The organism is Streptomyces sp. NPDC043176 (genome assembly GCF_056436715.1).
The window spans coordinates 17,066-32,670 of sequence record NZ_JBWKCA010000002.1 but is presented as its reverse complement, the minus strand read 5'-3'; the positions used below and the strand labels follow the sequence as shown (position 1 = coordinate 32,670).

Here is a 15,605-nt window from a genome sequence, read left to right as displayed (position 1 = left end):
CCGTCCGGTGCGGGAGTACGGGCTACGGGCCGCCGCCCCGTGCGGGGAGCACGGCCGCCCGCCCCGCCGCCGTCGCGTCCGCCGCGGTCCCGGCGTCACGTCGTGCTCCGCGGTCCGGCGCCGCGTCGTCCGTCGCCGTCAGGCCCGACAGGTCCGAGCCGTCGGCGAGGCGCCCCGCGAGCCGGACGGGCCCCTCCCTGTCCGCCTCGGCGGCCAGCACCGGTCCCCGGCCGGTGGCGGAGACCGCTCCCCCGGCGGTGACGCCCACGACGTGCCGGCTGCCCGCGGCGAGGAGGTACCGCGTGCCCGACGGCGCCGTCCAGTACCCGCCGGCGAGGACGTGCCGGCCGAAGCGGCTGCACGCCGCGGTGTCCGCGACCTCGGCCACCGGGCGCCGGACCGGGGTCTCGAACGACAGGGCGACCCGGCCGCCGCCCTCCCAGGTGTCCGCCCGCGTGCACACCCACACGGCACGGCCGGCGCGTTCGGGCAGCGCCTGCTCGGCGTACTCCCAGCGGTTGACCGAGCGGACCCCGGCGCCGTGCAGCACGGCGAGGGAGCAGGCGGAACGGGCCCAGGCGGCGAGCCCCCGGGCACCGGTCGCCTCGCGCGGCGCGCGCGCCGGGGCGCCCGCGCCCGGCGGAGGCGTCCACGTGAGGTGGACCGGGGTGGGCTCCCCGAGGTCCGCCAGGAGGAAGGCGTGGTCCTCGACGATCCGGGGAGAGGAGCGGAGCTGCAGCACGGTCGTGCGGGGGCAGTTGGCCGCCGCGGCCGGGGCGGCGTCGTACGGCACGGGCGCGGTGACGCCGTCCGGGTCGACCTCCAGGGGGCGTGCGGCGGTGCCGGGCGAGCCGAGGTCCCGCACTCCCGCCTCGGCGATCCAGGGTGCGAGGAGGAACCGGGTCCCTGCCCCGGTCCGGCCGACCACGACGGCCGCGCCGGTGGTGACGTCGGCGTCGTCCGCCCGGGCGAGGCCGACGGTGACGGGCCCGCGGCCGTCGCGCGGTTCGGCGTACCGGGCAAGGCGCCGCCCGTCGTGCAGGAGGACCACGGTGGTGTCGTCGACGGTGCCCGCGAAGAGGAGCCGGGGCGGGTCGGCCGGCGGTGTCGTCGGCGTCCCGGGAGTGGCCGTCACGCGTGCGCCGCCGTCGGCGCGGCGCCCCCACGCCACCAGGGCGCGGCTCAGCAGAGCCGTGTCCCCGGTCCGGGATCCGCGGGCGGGCCAGACGGTGAAGTCGACCCGCGCGGTGTCGGCCCAGCGGTCGGCGGGCGCGCGGACCAGGGCGGCGGGGTCGAGTGCCGATGGGGAACCGGCGCCGGAGGCGGTGCCCACCGGACCTGCGGGCGCCTGGTCCGCGGGCCGGAGTCCTCCGGTGGCGACGGCGGCCGTGGCGGCGAGCAGCAGCGCGCCCGCGAGCGCGGCGAGCCGCCCCCGCCTGCCGCGGCGCAGGAGGTCCGTGGGGCGGGTCTGGACCGTGCACGGGTCGAACTCGGCGCTGCGGAGGAGCCGTTCGATGTCGGCTCCGTGGGCGGCGACGAGCCGGTCCGCTCCGCGCAGGGCGGTGGACGGCTCCGCGACGCCCGCGGAGGCGAGGAGGCGCACCACGGCGTCCTCGGCGAGGTGTTCGAGCGTACGGAGTGCGAGGGCGGCCCGGGCCTCCGGCGACGCCCCGGCCAGGGCGCGGTCGAGAGCGAGCTCCTCGGATCCGCCGGCCCGGGGGAAGAGCCTCAGGCCCAGCACGAGGGGCAGCGGCACCAGCGCCGCGTACCGGCGGGTCGGCCGGAGCGCGGCTCTGACCACGGTGGCCCGGAGCCAGGAGTGGGCGGGCCGTTCGGCCCCCCGCCGACCGGGTACGGAGGGAGCGGACAGAGCGGTCGGTGATCCGGGTTCCGGCGCGTCCGCCGCGTCCGGGGACACCGCGTGGGGCGACACGGGACGCGCCCTCCGGGTGCGTGACGTCTCCGGTCCGCTCCGGCGTGCGGCTGCGGGGAGCGCGCCCTGCACGAGGGCGTGGGCGGTCAGGACGCGTCGGTGGCGGCCCAGCGCGGGCGGCAGGATCAGGTAGGCGAGCCGGACCAGCCCGGAGTAGTTCTCGACGAGCGCGGCCTCGGCGGCCTCCCGGGCGGGGCGGCGGCCGGATATCGGGGTGTCGTGGGTCGTGTCACGGGAAGCCATGACCGGCCAACGAGTCCGGGCGCCGCGGCGTCACCTCGGACCTGTGGCCGTACGACTCCCCCTGGGCGTTAGGGTGTGGCGTGCCTCCACGCTCCCTCCTCGCCGGCCCGACGCTGGCCGACGCCACGCTGCTCACCCACGAGGATCAGGGACGGGACTGGCCGCTGCTGGTCTGGGCGCCGGGCCCCGGCGTGCGGATGGTGTCGAGTGCCGTGCTGGGCGGGGGCGTCGGCGAACGCGCGTGGGTGCTGAACGCCCAGGTGCCGCCGGGGTACGGCCGGCTCGATCCCGTGGCGCATCTCCGCGAGCTGGCCTCGGGGGCCGGGCTGGAAGGCTCCGGCGTAGGGCTCATGACGGCGGCCTCGGTCGCGGACCGGCGGTACGCGGCGGACGGCGGCGCGCGGGCCGTGGTGACCGCCGGTATAGGAGTACGCGGCTGGGCCGCGGCGCCGGGGGCCGGGGACGTGGTGGCCCCGCGCCCCGGCACCATCAACATCATCGTGTCGCTGCCCGTACCGCTCACGGACGCCGCCCTCGTGAACGCCGTCGCCACGGCCACCGAGGCGAAGACCCAGGCCCTCGTCGAGCTCGGGGCGGACGCCTCCGGCACGCCCACCGACGCCGTGTGCGTCGCCGCCCCCTCGCCCACCGGCGCCGAGGCCCAGGCGTTCGCCGGACCGCGCTCGCTCTGGGGCGCCCGCCTCGCCCGCGCCGTGCACCGCGCGACCCGCTCCGCCTGCGCGGACCTGCTCGCGGCCGAGGGCCACCGGTCCTGGTGACACCGCGGGTGGCCACCGCCCCGGGTGTTCCGGGGCGGTGGCCACCCCGCCGGAATCCGAGTGACCGGGGCCCGGCTGCCCTGCCGGGATCCGAGTGACCCGAAGTCCGGCTGCCCCGCCGGAATCCGAGTGACCGAGGCCCGGCCACCCCGCCGGAATCCGGGTGCGTCCGGGGCCGGCCCCCCGGCACGATGTCCGGATGGACCACGCCCTCGACGTCCCCGGCCTGACCGCAGGCGGCGGATTCACGCTGCGGCCCTGGAGGCTGTCGGATCTCCCGCTCGTGCGCGAGGCGTCGGAGGACGAGTACATCCCGCAGATCACGACGGTTCCCGCGCCGTACTCCGAAGCGGAGGGGGTCGCGTTCGTCGAGCGGCAGTGGGGCCGGGCGGCGACGGGCACGGGGTACCCGTTCGTCATCGTGGACCCCGGGGGCCGGCCCGTCGGCAACGCGGGGCTGTGGCTGCGGCCGGAGCCCGACCGCGCGTCGGTGGGCTACTGGGTCGTCGGGTCCGCGCGGGGGCGGGGAGCCGCCCTCGCCGCGGTGCGGGCCGTGGCGGACTGGGCCCTGCGGGACCTGGGCCTCGCACGGCTGGAGTTGCAGGTCGAACCGTGGAACACGGCGTCCGTACGGACCGCCGAACGCGCGGGCTTCCGGCGCGAACGGCTCGTGCGCGACGGCGTGCGGACCGCGTCCGGCTACCGCGACGTGTTCCTGTACGCGCGCCCGCACGACGGCACCCCGGGCACGCCGGGGGCCGACCCGTGACCCCGTGCTCCCCGGTGCCCGCCCAGGGTCACGGCGGGACCGGCCTCAGCCGTGGGAGAGCAGCGCGGCGGTGAGTTCGGCCGCGCGGCGGTGCCACAGGCCCGCGCCCCGGAGCATGGAGTGGCCGCCGGTCGGCATCGGGATGCCCGCCGCGTCGGCGCCCGCCGCCCGCGCCCTGCGCACGAAGTCCCAGGACTCACGGGCGGAGGTGACGCGATCGGCCTCGTCGTGGAGGAGGTACAGCCGGCGCCCGCCGAGGTGGTCCACGGGCTCGCCCGCCGGGCACCAGGGCGCGAGGGCCACGACACCCCGCACGGCCGGGTCGCCGGCGGTCCTGAGCGCGGCGCGGCCGCCCATGGAGTGTCCGACGAGGACGACCGGCACCGGGCCCGCCTCCTCCCGCAGCCGGGCGAGGGCGGCCTCGGCGTCCCGGGCGGCGTCGGCGCGGTCCCCGTTCCAGCCGCGTCGGCCGTACCGCACCTCGGCGACCAGGACGTTCCGGCCGCGAACGGCGCGCGTGATGGCGGCGGCGAAGGGGCGCATGCGGAGCGCGGGCAGGTTGAGCGCGGGCGGCGGCTCCGGCCCGTCGGCGCGCCCGCCGTGCAGCAGCAGGACGGCCGCCGAGGGCGCCGAGGGCGCGCTGCGGACGACGAGGCGGCCCGACTCGGCCCGGCGGGTCCGGCACCTCGTCATCGCGGGGCCGTCCCGTGCGCCCGCCGCCTCGTGGGCCGGCGGTGGTGTCCGCTCGTACGGGCCGTGCGGGGCGCGTCACCGGGCCGCTGCGCCATAAGGCCTCCATCAGTCGCTTCGCCGCTCCCCGCGCTGGGCGGGTCCCCCTCACGCGCGGGGCATCGAGCCTGGGAGCCGCAGTCTGTCAGGTCCCACGGCCCGTCAGATACGGGACCCCCGACTCCGCGCACGGCCGGTGCCCGGGCGTCAGTCCCGGCCCCGCGCGTGCCGGAAGCGGGCGAGGCCGTCGGCGAGGTCGACGATCGGGTCGGGGTAGTCGTACGAGGCACGGTCGAGGCCCTTCAGCCGCCACGGCTCGTGGATCGAGGCGCCGGGGAGTCCGGCGAGTTCCGGCACCCAGTGCCGGACGTAGGCGCCGTCGGGGTCGTACCGCTTGCCCTGGAGCACGGGGTTGAGGACCCGGTGGGGGCGGGTGTCGGTGCCCGTGCCGGCCACCCACTGCCAGTTGAGCTGGTTGTTGGCGACGTCGCCGTCCACGAGCAGCGCGAGGAAGTGCCGGGCTCCCTCCCGCCAGTCGATGTAGAGCGTCTTGGCGAGGAAGGACGCGGCGAGCAGCCGGCCCCGGTTGTGCATCCAGCCCTCGTGGGCGAGTTGGCGGAGGGCGGCGTCCACGACCGGGTAGCCGGTCCGGCCCTCGCGCCACGCCCGCAGGTCCGCTTCCGCCTCCGCGCCCCGGCGCCATTGGTCCAGTCGTGGCCGGTAGTCCTCGACGGCCGTCTCGGGACGCGCGGCGAGGACCTGCTGGTGGAAGTCCCGCCAGCACAGCTGCCGTACGAAGGCCTCGGCGCCCGGTCCGCCGCGGGCCCGCGCGCGGTGGACGGCTTCGGTCGCCGAGACCGCGCCGAAGTGGAGGTACGGGGAGAGGCGCGAGGTCGCGTCGCCGGCGAGGTCGTCGTGGCCGGTCTCGTAGGTGTCGGCGTACCGGGACAGCCACGCCCCGAGCCTCCGGCGCCCCTCCGTCTCCCCTCCCGTGGCGAGTCCTTCGGACACGTCCGCCACCGAGGCGCGTCCGGGCAGCCCCTCGGAGCGCAGACCCTGGGGTACGCGTACGGCCCGCGGGGCGGCGAGCGGTGCCCGGAGCGGCTCGGTCGACCAGCGCCTGAGGTACGGGGTGAAGACGGCGTAGTGGTCCGATCCCTGCGGGGTGACGTCGCCGGGCGGTACGACGGTGGTCACGGCGTCGTGCACGTACAGCCGGCACCCGGCGGACTCCAGCGCCTTCCGCAACCGCAGCTCCCTCCCCCGGGCGAACGCCGAGTGCCCGGCGGCCATGTGGACCTCGTCCGCATCCGCCCGCCGCACCACGGCGCACACCTCGTCGACGGTGTCGCCCTCACGCACGAAGAGCCGGCCGCCTCGCTCCTCCAGCCCGGCGTCGAGGTCGGCCAGGCAGTCCGCGAGGAACGCGAGCCTGTTGGGCGCCGCGAACCCCGCCCGGTCCACCGCGGGGTCCCGCACGAACAGCGGCACGACCTCGTCCGCCGCGTCCACCGCGGCGCGCAGGGGCGGATGGTCGTGCAGGCGCAGGTCGGAGGTGAACAGGACGACGGAGACGGTCATGGCGCCACTCCTGGCGATCGGTCACCGGGCGGGGGCCCGGGAGGGCCGCCCGCAGCCGGTGGGCTGGTGTGCTGACGTACTGAGGACTGGCTGTTCGGGGGCGCCTGGTGCTCGGGGAACCCGGGCGGTGCCGAGTGCTCGGGGAACTCGGGCGATACCTGGTGCTCGGGGAGCGCGAACGGTGCCGGGCGCCCGGGGAGGTCGGGCGGTGCCGGGAGCTCGGGCGGTGCCGGGTGCTCTCGGCGCGCCGTGTGCTCGGGGTGCGCGCCGGGTGGTCCGTGCGGGCCGGGTGCCCTGATGCGTCACGGCTGTGTCCGGGCCGTGGTGGCCGGGAGGTCCGCGGCCGCCTTCTCGGCGGTCCGCGCGATGTTCCTGGCCATGCCGCCGAAGACGACGGCGTGGAAGGGGGCGACGCTCCACCAGTACAACTGCCCGGCGAGGCCGCGGGGGTGGAAGAGGGCGCGTTGGCGGTAGCGGGTGCGGCCCGTGTCGTCGCACTCGGCGCGCATCTCCAGCCAGGCGAGGCCGGGGAGCCGCATCTCCGCGCGCAGGCGGAGCAGGCTGCCGCGCTCGATCTCCTCGACCCGCCAGAAGTCCAGGGCGTCGCCGACCCGCAGCCGCTGGGCGTCGCGCCGGCCGCGGCGCAGCCCGACTCCGCCGACGAGCCGGTCGGACCAGCCGCGCACGGCCCAGGCGAGGGGGAAGGAGTACCAGCCGTTCTCCCCGCCGATTCCCTCGATGACCTGCCAGAGCTCCTGCGGGCCCGCTTCGACGGTCCGTTCCCGCTCGTCGGTGTAGAGGCTGCCGCCCGCCCAGTCGGGGTCGGTGGGCAGCGGGTCGCTGGGGGCGCCGTGGAGCGAGGCGGAGGACCAGCGGGTGGCGACGCCGGCCTCCCTGACCCGCTGGAGGGCGAGCGTGAGGGCGCGGTCGAAGGGGACGGGGGTGCCGGGCGGGTCGGGGACGTACTCGGTGATGTCGTGTTCGGCGCAGACCACCTCGTACCGGAGGGACTCGGCGAGTGGGCGCGCCAGGGCGGCGGGCACCGGGGTGACGAGTCCGATCCAATGGCTGGACAGGCGCGGGGTGAGGACGGGGACGGGGACGATGAGTCGCCGGGGAAGTCCGGCGACGTCCGCGTACCGGATCATCATCTCGCGGTACGTGAGGACGTCCGGGCCGCCGATGTCGAAGGACCGGTTGACGTCCCGCGGCATCCGGGCGCTGCCGACGAGGTAGCGCAGCACGTCGCGCACGGCGATGGGCTGGACCCGGGTGCCGACCCAGCTCGGCGTCACCATCACGGGCAGCCGCTCGGTGAGGTAGCGGAGCATCTCGAAGGAGGCGGAGCCGGAACCGATGACGACAGCGGCCCGCAGGACGGTCGTGGGGACGCCGGAGTCCAGCAGGATCCGGCCCACCTCGGCCCGCGAGCGCAGGTGCGTCGAGAGCTCCCGCTCGGGGACCCCGGCCGGGGTGAGGCCTCCGAGGTAGACGATGCGGCGCACTCCGGCGGCGCGGGCCTCCCTCGCGAACGTCCGGGCCGCGAGCCTGTCGGTCTCCTCGAAGCCGTGCCCGGATCCCATGGAGTGCACCAGGTAGTAGGCGACCTCCACGTCACGGAACGCCGCCCGCAGGCTCGCCGCGTCGGTGACGTCCCCGCGGACCACGTCGACCTGGTCGGCCCAGGGGTGGTCGCGGAGGTTGGCGGGGGTACGTGCGAGGCAGCGGACGCGGTGTCCGGCGCCGAGCAGTTCGGGGACGAGCCGCCCGCCGATGTATCCGCCGGCGCCGGTCACCAGGCACAGCGCCGGACCGGCGGGCGGCTCGGACGGCGGATCGGGCGCCGCGCGCTCGTCCGTGCCGGACACCTCGCGCTCGTCCGGATCAGGCTCTGCGCGCTCCTCCGGGTCGGGCGCCGTCCGGGAGGAAGGCGCGGGATCCGGTTCCGACGGGGGGCCGGATGACGCGGCCGTGGGATGCGTCGCCATGGGGTTGTGCTCCGTTCCGTCCCGGGTGCTTGCCGCGCCCGCGCGGGGCGGGCGCCACGGCGATTCTTCTCCGTTCGCGGCCCGGACGGATGCGGCGGAGCGACGTCTATAGGCTGGACGCGTGGCCAGCGAAGAAGACCGAGACACGAATGGCGCCCCCGGGGGCGTGACGGGCGACCTGCAGAGTTTCGCCGTCGCGCTGCGCCGGACGCAGGGCGAGATCAACCGCCTCGTGCACGGTTTCGCCCAGGCACAGGGGCTGCACCCGACGGACGTGCAGGCGCTGGCCGTCGTCCTGGACAGCCCCGAGCCGCTGACGCCGGGGCGGCTGCGGGAGCATCTCGGCCTGACGTCGGGCGCGGTGACGGCCTGCCTCGACCGGCTGGAGAAGGCCGGGCACATCCGCAGGTCGCGGGAGAGCGCGGACCGCCGTGTGGTGCACGTGCGGTACGAGGACGGGGCCAAGGTGGCGGCGCGGCGCTACTTCCTGCCGCTCGCGGAGGCCGCGGAGCGGGCGCGGGAGCGGTTCGACGCCGACGAGCTCGTGGTGGCCCTGCGCTTCCTGAACACCCTGAACGAGGAGCTGGGCGCGCTGCGCGTTCCGCGACGCTGAATCGGGTGCGTCCGTTCGGGTGCCGAGACCCGAAGGAGCTGCCGAGAGCCTTCGTGTCCGGCGGGCGCCTTCGGGGTCCCGGCGTATCCGGAGGTCGTGTGTCCCGAGCGGTCGGGGCGGCCCCGGCGTCCCCCGGGGAAACCGTCGCTGATCAGCCGTGGTACACATATATCTCAATCATTGAGATAGTTAATGGTCGAGACAAAGTTCGGAGTCCCCATGCCCCGCGCCCCGCGCCGGACCCGCCTTCTCCTGCCCCTGGCACTCCTCGCCGTCTGGCTCGTCGTGGGCGGCGGGCTCGGCCCGTTCGCCGGCCGCCTCGGCGAGGTGTCCACCAACGACCAGGCCGCCTTCCTGCCCCGCAGCGCCGAGTCCACCCGGGTCGTCGAGGAACAGAAGGCGTTCCGCACGTCCGAGGCCGTGCCGGCGATCGTGGTGTGGACCGCCCGTGACGGCGGACGACTGGATCCCGCGACCACGGCCCTGGCGACGCGGTCCGTCGCCGCCCTGGCCGGACGTCCGGGCGTCGCCGGGCCGCCCTCCCCCGCGGTGGCCTCGGAGGACGGCCAGGCGCTGCGGTCCGTCGTCCCGCTCGGGTCCGGGCTCGGCGACGAGCTGCCGGCCACGCTCGACGCGGTCCGCGCGGCGGCGGCGTCCGTGCCGGGGACGACGGTGTGGCTCGCGGGGCCCGCCGCCACGCAGGCCGACCTGTCCGGGGCGTTCGCCGGCATCGACGGACTCCTCCTCGGCGTCGCGCTGATCGCGGTGCTACTCATCCTGCTGGTCGTGTACCGCAGCGTCCTGCTGCCCCTGATGATCATCCTGGGAGCGGTGTTCGCCCTCGGGCTGGCCTGCGCGATCGTGTACGTGCTCGCCGACGCCGGTCTGGTCCGGGTCGACGGCCAGGTGCAGGGCATCCTGTCCATCCTGGTGATCGGGGCCGCGACGGACTACGCGCTGCTCCTGGCCGCCCGCTACCGCGAGGAGCTCTCCGCTCCCGGCGCGGACCGCTTCGCCGCGATGGGCAAGGCGCTGCGCCGCTCCTTCGAGCCCGTCGTCGCGAGTGCCGCCACGGTGGCCCTGGCCCTGATCGCCCTCCTCGCGAGCGACCTGGCCAACAACCGGGCGCTCGGGCCCGTCGGCGCCATCGGGATCGTCTGCGCCGTGGTGAGCACGCTGACCTTCCTGCCCGCCGCCCTGGTCCTGACGGGCCGCGCGGCGTACTGGCCGGCCCGCCCGAAGCCCGCCGGAACCGACGCCCCCGCGCAGGGCGGCGGTGCGGTCTGGCACCGCGTCGCCGACCTGGTCGACCGGGCGCCCCGCAAGGTGTGGGTGGTGTCCGTCGCCGCCCTGTTGGCGTGCGCCGCCTACGCGCCCGCCCTCGACTCCCGGGGCGTGCCCCTCGACGAGATCTTCGTGAACGACGCGCCGTCGGTCGCCGCGCAGGACACCCTCGGCCGTCATTTCCCGGGCGGCGCGGGCAACCCCGCGGTGATCATCGCCGACGCCCCGGCAGCGGCCCGCGTGGTCGCCGCCGCCGAGGGGGTCTCCGGCGTCGACTCGGCGTTCGCGGTGGATGCCGCGGGCCGCCCGGCGCCCGGCGCGCCGCTCGTGGTCGACGGCCGGGTGCGGATCGACGCCACCCTGACCGGCTCGTCCGACAGCGACGCGGCGCGGGAGACGCTCGCCCGCCTCCGTACCGCCGTCCACGCCGTTCCGGAGGCGGACGCGCTGGTGGGAGGCTCCACGGCACAGGCGTACGACACCCAGCGCACCGCCGCCCGGGACCGCGCGCTCATCGTGCCGGTGGTGCTGGCGATCATCCTGGTGATCCTGATGGCGCTCCTGCGTTCCGTGGTGCTGCCGCTGCTGCTGGTCGCCACCGTGGCGCTCAACTTCGCGGCCACCCTGGGCGTCTCGGCGCTCGTCTTCGAGCACGTCTTCGGCTTCAGCGGCACGGACGCGTCGGTGCCTCTGTACGGCTTCGTCTTCCTCGTCGCGCTCGGCGTGGACTACAACATCTTCCTGATGTCCCGGGTCCGGGAGGAGTCGCTGCGCCACGGGGTCCGCGAAGGCGTCCGGATCGGCCTGACCGCGACCGGAGGCGTGATCACCTCCGCCGGCGTGGTGCTCGCCGCGACGTTCGCCGCCCTCGGTGTGATCCCGCTGGCGTTCCTCGTGCAGATCGCCTTCATCGTCGCCTTCGGCGTCCTGCTCGACACCCTGGTGGTCCGCTCGCTCGTGGTCCCCGCGCTGGTGCGCGACCTCGGCCCGCGCGCGTGGTGGCCGGGCGCGCTCAGCCGCCGCTCCTGACCCGCCGGGCGGCCTCCGCGCCCGGGCCGCCTCACGGCGTCCCGGGCGTGCCCGTCGGCGCGGCCGGGGCGGGACAGGCCACGGTGCCCGGCCGCACGGCGAGTTCGAGCCGGGGGGTGGTGAGGATCCCCGGGATCTGGAAGTCCTGGGCGGTGCCGACGATCGAGTCGAACTTGGCGTAGCGGGCCTGGATGCCGAAGCGGTGCCGCGGGCTGTTCAGGGGGTTGAGGACGTACGCGCCGGTGGCGTCCTTGACGGTCTTCACGTCGGCGCCGTCCACGTTGAGGTCGACGACGCCGTCCATGTAGAGGACGCCGGTCGCGGCCCGCAGGTCGAGGACGGTGTTCTTCGTCCTGATCTCCCAGGAGCCGGGGTCGTCGTCGCCGAGGGTCAGCAGCAGCGTGTACGTGGCTCCCGCGATCTGCCGGCGCTGGCTGAGGCAGAGGCCGTTGAGCACGCCGTCGGCGAAGCCCATGCGGAGCACCCGTACGGTCGCGGTGGAGCCGTCGGGCCGCACGACGGTCTGGTCGACGACCGCTGCGCCGTACTGCGTCCCGTACAGGCTGCTGGTGGTGAAGTCGACCGGCCGGTCCTGGATCCGGAGTCCGACGGCCAGTGCTCCGGCGGCCAGGGCGGAGCCGATGCCCGCGGCGGCGGCGAGCGCGGGCACGGCGACGGCGAGGGACCGGAGCCAGTGGGTGCGCCCCTCGACGAGGCGGTGGTAGGTGGTCATGGCGTGGTCACCGTGATGGTCCCGGGGAGATGGACGGGGTTGTCCGTGGAGTCGAGCGCGGCGTGGTCGTCGACCGTCCGGATCGCGTAGATGTCGCCGACGAAGTCCTCGGCCCCCGCGGTGAGGGGGATGAACGAGCCGAAGAAGTCGAGCAGGCCCTGCACCCCGCAGATCTTGACCAGGACCCGGACGCAGACGTGGGTGATGTCGCCCCACATGGTGGTCGTCTCGGGGTTCCCCGCGCTGTCGTATCCGCCGAGGGAACCCTCCTGGGGCACGTCGATGGTGACGGTGTGACCGGCCGCCCGCTGGGTGACGTTCATGTGCGAGCGGATCTTCAGCTTGGTGAAGGTGTACTGCGTCGTCGTCCGCGTCGTGCCGTCGGAGAGCCGGATCGTGACGTCCTTGTCCACGGTCATGGAGACGGCGACCATGCTGGAGATCGTCACGTGCAGCGGGTCGGGCGAGGGGAGGAAGGGCACTCCCAGCGGTTCGGCGGCCGCGGCGGCGGGCGCGGAGGCGCTGCTCGGCCGTCCCGACCAGACGGCGGTGACGACCGCGAGCAGCAGCGCGGCCGGCACCGCGAGCGCCTTCTGCCGTGCTCGGCGGGTCACCTCTCCACCGCCTCGCGCGCCCGGCGCGGCCGCTTGGCGCCCCAGCCCACCGTCATCGAGCCGCCGAGGATCCCGAGCACCATGCCGAGGAGGAATCCGCCGAGGTTGGAGACGACGAGCGAGACGACCGCGAGCACCACGCCGATCAGCCCGAAGGTGTACCGCTGGGCGGGCAGCGCGATCGGCACGAGCCCGCAGAGGATCATCCCGCCGCCGACGAGGTAGCCGGCCACTCCCCCGAAGCCCGTGCTGACGATCAACTGCAGGGAGCTGAGGGAGAACTTGAGGACGGTCCAGCCTCCCGCGACCAGCCACACACCGCCCCAGAACGGCCGGGTGCGGCGGAACGCGCGGAACCAGTCGTACGCGGCCTTCGCCCGGCTCAGCATGCCGTGGCCGTTCCCGCGACGACCCTGATCCTCAGGTCGGGCAGGACGAGCGCTCCCGCCATCTCGGCGTCGTACGCGGTGGCGTTCAGGCCGTGCAGCCTGATGGAGCTGCCGCCCTCGCCGCCCGCCGAGCCGAGGCCGAAGCCGCCGGGCAGGGCGCCCGTGAGGGGTTTGCCGGCCACCGTGACCTGGTCGGCGGACTGGCCGAGCACCGCGTTCTGGAGGGTGGTGGGGCCGTACGCCTGGAGTTCGGTCGCCTGGATGTAGAGGTTCGACGCGTCGATGTCGGTGGCGAAGGTCCCCGGCGGGGTGGCCGTCACCTTCTGGCCGCCGGTCAGGATCAGCGAGTACGGCACTCCGGCGATCGTCTGGTGGACGATCCCGCACAGCCCGGCGAGCCCGGCGCTCGCGAAACCGATCCGCGCCATGGCCGTGTCGGTGGTCGAGGTGCCGTCGGGGCGCCCCACGGCCGGGGTGTTGACGATGGCGCCGAAGCCGGTGCCTGCGACGCCGTTGGAGGTCAGGGTGAAGGGCTGGCCGGTGACGCTGAAGTTGGCGGCGAGCGCACCCTGCGCCAGCGCCGTGCCGAGCGCTCCGACGGCGAGCACCGAGGGGACGAGGGCGAACGCGCCGCGTCCCCAACGGGTGCCCCGCCGGGTGCCGTCCGCCGCCTCGGCGAGCATCCGGGCGTTCCAGTCGGCGACGGCGCGGGGGCCGCTCGCGCGGACGCGGGCGAGGGACGGGCCGAGTCGGTCTGTCATGCGTGTCATGCGGATCCACTCCCCACGGACACGGGGGTCACGGGCGTTTCGGCGACGGGCCGGCTCCTGCGGCGCGACGGGCCGCCGCGCTTCCCGGCGGGCTTCTCGGGCAGCCAGGCGAAGGCCATGGAGCCGCCGAGGACGGAAAGGAACATACCGACGAAGAGGCCGCCGAGGTTCGAGAGGGGGAAGGAGGCGACCCCCGCGATCACCGCCATGGTCCCGGCGGTGTGGCGCTGACCGGGCAGCAGCAGGATGAGCAGGGCCATCGCCATGAGGACGATCCCGCCGGCCATGCCGGCGATCCCTCCCACGCCGACCTGCAGGATCTTGCCGAGCGGCGCCATGGGCAGGAAGAAGACGACGAAGCCGCCGGCCCCGGTCCACAGGGCCGCCCAGAAGGGCCGGGTGCGGCGCCAGCGGCGGAACGCGAGGCGCGCCCGGCGCGGTCGGCTCGGGGCGGGGGCAGGGCCGGTGGCCGCCTCGGCCGGTACGTCCTCGGCCGGTACGTCGGGGACTCCCGGCCCGGCGGAGAGTACCGCTTCGGCCGTTACGTCGGAGGCTCCCGGCCCGGCGGAGGGTACCGCCTCGGCCGGCGCGGGCGGCGGATCGGTGGTCATGAAGGCCTCACAGCGGTGGGTCGACGGGGAAGGGGGGCCGGAGCCCCGCGCCGTACGGGATGCGCGGGGCCCCGGCCCGTCGGGGCGGTCCGGTCGCGCGGGTCAGCAGGCCTTGTTGCCGTGGGCGATGCCGATCGCGAGGTCGGGCAGGGTGATGGCGCCGGAGATCGTGGCGCCGTTGGCGTCGGCGTTCAGGTTCTTGATGTCGGTGCGGCCACCGGTGGCGTCCAGGCCGAACTGGCCCGGGGTGCCGTCGTTGATGCCGGTGCCCTTGATCGCGGCGCCGTCGGCGGCGGCGCCGATGACGTTCGGGGTGGTGTCGCTCGCGTTGAGCGTGGCCGTGGCGGCCTTCAGCGACTGGGCGTCCAGGACGAGCTTGTTCGCCTGGAGCCCGGCGCCGGCGACGAGTTGGTCGCTGGTGAGCGGGGTCGCCGCGGCCGGCGAGGAGATGTTGAGCGACCAGGTGCCGAGGCTGCCGATCACCGGGAGGTCGACGGACTGCGTGGCGTGGACGCAGATGCCGTCGAGGCCCGCCTTGGCGATGCCGACCTCGGCGGCGCCCTTGGCCCCGCCGGCGTCGATGGTGTGCATGACGGCGCCGATGCCCTGGGGCGCGGCCACGGTCTTCGAGCTGAGGGTGAAGGGGACGCTGGTCAGCGAGAGGTTCGCGGCGAGCGCGCCCTGGACCATCGCCGTGGCCATGGCCGCGACGGCCGCGGTCGCCGGCAGGGCGAGGAACGTCGATCTGCGCCAGCGGGTGACACCTCGGGACTCGTTCTGCATGTGATCTCCAACCGTCGTGCCGCACTGGTCGAATGACACTCTGCGGCTGCCTGTTCGAGAATTGGACACTCTTGGAAGGAGTGTCAACACTTCGGACAATCCTGGGAAGAATTCCGCTGGACTAGGCTTGGCCGATGCCACGGTTCAGGGAAACGGTCCGGACACTGCTGCGCGAGCGCCTGCTGGACGCCGCGTACGAGGCGGTCGCGGACCGCGGCTTCGACAAGCTGCGGATGGCACACCTGGCCGGTGCGGTCGGCGTCAGCCGTCAGACGCTGTACTCCGAGTTCCCCTCCAAGGAGGCCGTCGGCGAGGCCCTCTTCCAGCGCGAGCTGGAGCGCTGCCTCGTCGGCATCCAGCAGGGCCTGGACGCACACCGGGACGACCTCCACGCGGCGGTCGAGGCGGCCGTCGGCTTCACCCTCACGCTGGCCGGCCGCAACCCGCTGATCAAGGCCATGCTGACCAGCACCGGCGAGGACGGACTCCTCCCCTATCTGACGACCCGCTCGGCGGCGGCGTTCGAGACGGCGACGGCGATGGCCGACGCGTACGTCACCGAGGCATGGCCGACCGTCGACCCGGTGGCCCGCGAACTGGCGGTGGACGCCGCCGTCCGGCTGACCGCCAGTCACATCGTCCAGGCCGGCTCCTCGCCGGAGGCGTCGGCCCGCCGCATCGCGGACACCGTGCTGCGGGTCGCCCTGAGCACGGGCCACGAGAAGCTCCCCCGGTAGCGCCTGCGGGCGGGGCGCGA

The 15,605-nt window shown here is 75.5% G+C and carries 15 protein-coding genes; 5 read left to right on the top strand and 10 right to left on the bottom strand.

The genetic code is table 11. The features are described 5' to 3' along the window. Positions 1–22: 22 nt before the first annotated feature. Positions 23–2,176 (bottom strand): hypothetical protein, encoded by a 2,154-nt coding sequence (locus AC067A_RS02750; RefSeq protein WP_478613620.1) that lies wholly within the window; start codon positions 2,174–2,176, stop codon positions 23–25. Positions 2,177–2,256: 80 nt separating this feature from the next. On the opposite strand from AC067A_RS02750, the gene AC067A_RS02745 reads away from it, so the two are divergent. Together AC067A_RS02745 and AC067A_RS02740 are read left to right on the top strand one after the other, a co-directional pair. Then, entirely contained in the window at positions 2,257–2,955 is a 699-nt protein-coding gene (locus AC067A_RS02745) for an adenosylcobinamide amidohydrolase (RefSeq protein ID WP_478613617.1), read from the top strand. A 199-nt stretch (positions 2,956–3,154) separates the two neighbouring features. After that, positions 3,155–3,724, top strand: coding sequence for a GNAT family N-acetyltransferase (locus tag AC067A_RS02740; protein WP_478613614.1), 570 nt, complete (start codon positions 3,155–3,157; stop codon positions 3,722–3,724). A gap of 45 nt (positions 3,725–3,769) precedes the next feature. On the opposite strand, the gene AC067A_RS02735 is transcribed toward AC067A_RS02740, so the two are convergent. From AC067A_RS02735 to AC067A_RS02725, 3 genes are all read right to left on the bottom strand, one after another. Then, positions 3,770–4,417 (bottom strand): alpha/beta fold hydrolase, encoded by a 648-nt coding sequence (locus AC067A_RS02735; RefSeq protein ID WP_478613611.1) that lies wholly within the window; start codon positions 4,415–4,417, stop codon positions 3,770–3,772. 243 nt (positions 4,418–4,660) lie between these two features. Continuing rightward, positions 4,661–6,034, bottom strand: coding sequence for a cryptochrome/photolyase family protein (locus tag AC067A_RS02730; RefSeq protein ID WP_478613608.1), 1,374 nt, complete (start codon positions 6,032–6,034; stop codon positions 4,661–4,663). Between the two features lie 302 nt (positions 6,035–6,336). Further along, on the bottom strand, positions 6,337–8,022 hold the full coding sequence (locus tag AC067A_RS02725; protein WP_478613605.1) for an SDR family oxidoreductase: 1,686 nt from the start codon (positions 8,020–8,022) through the stop codon (positions 6,337–6,339). A gap of 121 nt (positions 8,023–8,143) precedes the next feature. Between AC067A_RS02725 and AC067A_RS02720 the strand changes: the two genes are divergently transcribed. Both AC067A_RS02720 and AC067A_RS02715 read left to right on the top strand, forming a co-directional pair. After that, the gene (locus AC067A_RS02720; protein WP_478613602.1) at positions 8,144–8,635 is read left to right on the top strand and encodes a MarR family winged helix-turn-helix transcriptional regulator; all 492 of its coding nucleotides are present in this window, start codon (positions 8,144–8,146) and stop codon (positions 8,633–8,635) included. A gap of 219 nt (positions 8,636–8,854) precedes the next feature. Next, positions 8,855–10,948, top strand: coding sequence for an MMPL family transporter (locus AC067A_RS02715; protein WP_478613599.1), 2,094 nt, complete (start codon positions 8,855–8,857; stop codon positions 10,946–10,948). Between the two features lie 31 nt (positions 10,949–10,979). On the opposite strand, the gene AC067A_RS02710 is transcribed toward AC067A_RS02715, so the two are convergent. From AC067A_RS02710 to AC067A_RS02685, 6 genes are all read right to left on the bottom strand, one after another. Next, positions 10,980–11,681: a DUF6230 family protein gene (locus AC067A_RS02710; protein ID WP_478613596.1), complete on the bottom strand. Its 702-nt coding sequence runs from the start codon at positions 11,679–11,681 to the stop codon at positions 10,980–10,982. Continuing rightward, entirely contained in the window at positions 11,678–12,295 is a 618-nt protein-coding gene (locus tag AC067A_RS02705) for a hypothetical protein (protein WP_478613593.1), read from the bottom strand. Before AC067A_RS02705 ends, AC067A_RS02710 begins: the two co-directional genes overlap by 4 nt. Next, positions 12,292–12,684 carry a DUF6114 domain-containing protein gene (locus tag AC067A_RS02700; protein ID WP_478613590.1) on the bottom strand — a complete coding sequence of 131 codons (393 nt, stop codon included), beginning with the start codon at positions 12,682–12,684 and terminating at the stop codon, positions 12,292–12,294. Before AC067A_RS02700 ends, AC067A_RS02705 begins: the two co-directional genes overlap by 4 nt. Then, on the bottom strand, positions 12,678–13,454 hold the full coding sequence (locus AC067A_RS02695; protein ID WP_478613588.1) for a DUF6230 family protein: 777 nt from the start codon (positions 13,452–13,454) through the stop codon (positions 12,678–12,680). Before AC067A_RS02695 ends, AC067A_RS02700 begins: the two co-directional genes overlap by 7 nt. Continuing rightward, positions 13,451–14,065 carry a DUF6114 domain-containing protein gene (locus AC067A_RS02690; RefSeq protein ID WP_478613585.1) on the bottom strand — a complete coding sequence of 205 codons (615 nt, stop codon included), beginning with the start codon at positions 14,063–14,065 and terminating at the stop codon, positions 13,451–13,453. The genes AC067A_RS02695 and AC067A_RS02690 overlap by 4 nt, the downstream gene beginning before the upstream one ends. Before the next feature lie 102 nt (positions 14,066–14,167). Further along, entirely contained in the window at positions 14,168–14,848 is a 681-nt protein-coding gene (locus tag AC067A_RS02685; protein ID WP_478613582.1) for a DUF6230 family protein, read from the bottom strand. 134 nt (positions 14,849–14,982) lie between these two features. Here AC067A_RS02685 and AC067A_RS02680 point away from each other — a divergent pair, with 134 nt between their 5' ends. Then, a complete protein-coding gene (locus AC067A_RS02680) occupies positions 14,983–15,585 on the top strand; it encodes a TetR/AcrR family transcriptional regulator (protein WP_478613579.1) in 603 nt (200 codons plus the stop codon). Positions 15,586–15,605 lie beyond the last annotated feature (20 nt).